Source organism: Nocardia sp. NPDC058497 (assembly GCF_042720195.1).
Taxonomy (GTDB): domain Bacteria; phylum Actinomycetota; class Actinomycetes; order Mycobacteriales; family Mycobacteriaceae; genus Nocardia.
On record NZ_JBHXMY010000894.1, the window covers coordinates 1 to 1,655 of the forward strand.

At 70.7% G+C, this 1,655-nt stretch carries 2 protein-coding genes; one reads left to right on the top strand and one right to left on the bottom strand.

Annotation, left to right across the window (positions count from 1 at the left end; genetic code table 11):
• Positions 1–178: 178 nt before the first annotated feature.
• Positions 179–1,144 carry a quinone oxidoreductase family protein gene (locus ACFWPJ_RS32210; RefSeq protein WP_378857215.1) on the bottom strand — a complete coding sequence of 322 codons (966 nt, stop codon included), beginning with the start codon at positions 1,142–1,144 and terminating at the stop codon, positions 179–181.
• A gap of 76 nt (positions 1,145–1,220) precedes the next feature.
• Here ACFWPJ_RS32210 and ACFWPJ_RS32215 point away from each other — a divergent pair, with 76 nt between their 5' ends.
• On the top strand, positions 1,221–1,589 hold the full coding sequence (locus tag ACFWPJ_RS32215; RefSeq protein WP_378857217.1) for a hypothetical protein: 369 nt from the start codon (positions 1,221–1,223) through the stop codon (positions 1,587–1,589).
• Positions 1,590–1,655: the final 66 nt, after the last annotated feature.

The window sequence follows — 1,655 nt, forward strand, 5'->3', positions numbered from 1 at the left end:
TGGCAAACCAACGCGCGTTTGGCGGGGACATCGAGCCGTCTGGCTTACCGTCGCGCGCCTGGCCTGGCCATTGCGTCGCCCGGCTCGGCCACAGAGTCGCAGAGCAGGACGTCCCCGCCGACCGGCACCCGGGGTGGCGCGGCGGGGTGCCGACCTGGGCTGGGCCGATAGTGTGCGGCTACGGCAGCAGGACGATGGAACCGGTGGTCTTGCGGCTGGCGAGATCTCGGTGGGCCTGGGCGGCGTCCGCGAGCGGGTAGGTCGCGCCGATCCGGAAGGTCAGCGTGCCCGCGGCGATGCCGTCGAAGACATCGGTTGCGCGCCACAGGAATTCGGCGCGGTCGCGGGTGTAGGCGCCCAGGGACGGGCGGGTCAGCCAGAGGGAACCGGCCGGGTTGAGGCGTTGCGGGTCGAACGGGGGGACCGCGCCGCTGGCCGCGCCGAACAGGGCCAGGGTGCCGCGGACGCGCAGCGAGGCGAGGCTGGCTTCGAAGGTGCTGGCACCGACGCCGTCGTAGACCGCGGCGACACCGGCGCCGTCGGTCAGCTCGCGGACCTGCGCGGCCAGGTCGTCGCTGTAGCGCAGGACCTCGCGGGCGCCGGCCTGGCGCGACAGCTTCTCCTTGTCGTCGGTGGAGACGGTGGTGATCACCCGCGCGCCCTTGGCGGCGGCCATCTGGGTGAGCAGCAGCCCGACGCCGCCCGCGCCCGCGTGGATGAGCACCGGATCGCCGGGTTCGGGGCGGAACACCGATTCGACCAGGTAGTGCGCGGTCATGCCCTGGAGCAGGGCGGCCGCCGCGACGATCGGTTCGACGGCGTCGGGCACTTTCACCGCCAGGGCTGCGTCGACGGCGACCTTGTCCGCGTAGCTGCCCGGCGCCGCGGCCCACGCCACCCGGTCACCGACCGCGAACTCGGTGACCTCCGCGCCGACCGCTGCCACGATGCCGGTGCCTTCGGATCCAGGTATATAAGGAGTAGCCTGCGGATACTGTCCGGTGCGGAAGTAGATGTCAATGTAGTTGACGCCCACACCCTGGGTGTCGACCAGCAGCTGACCGGGCCCGATCTGCGGATCCGCCACCTCCACGTACCGCAGGACCTCGGGACCACCGTGCTCGGAAACCTGAATCGCGCGCATGAGTCTCCTTTGTACACCTGGTGTTCGACGCCACTCGGGGGTGGACTCGCAACTACCGGCCGGTAAACTCACGGCCATGAGTGCTACCACCGCCGCCCCCGTCGCCGTGAAGGTGCCTGCCGAGGTCGAGAAGTCCGTCGTCAAGTTCGTCGCCGAGCACGGTGGTTCGGGGACGGCCGTGCTGCAGTACCTCGGCGAGCAGGGCGTGCGCATCACGCTGGTCGGCGCCGACGGCATCCTCGGCGACCGCGTGGTGGCCGATATGGCGACCGCGAAGGCCCTGGTCGAGCGGGTCGACGGCCTCGCCGAGACCGACGAGTGGAACCGCGAGCTGGTCTCCGTCGTGACCCCGGTCGCGTCGCACTGGAAGAAGATGGCGGGCTGGGTCGCCAACCAGACCCGCTTCCCGAAGGCGCGCAACGGCAAGGTCTTCGCCGGCGCCTGATTCCGGCAACGACAACAGCCCGCGATAACCGAGATCGCGGGGAGTGCTTGTCCGGAGAGAGGAGCG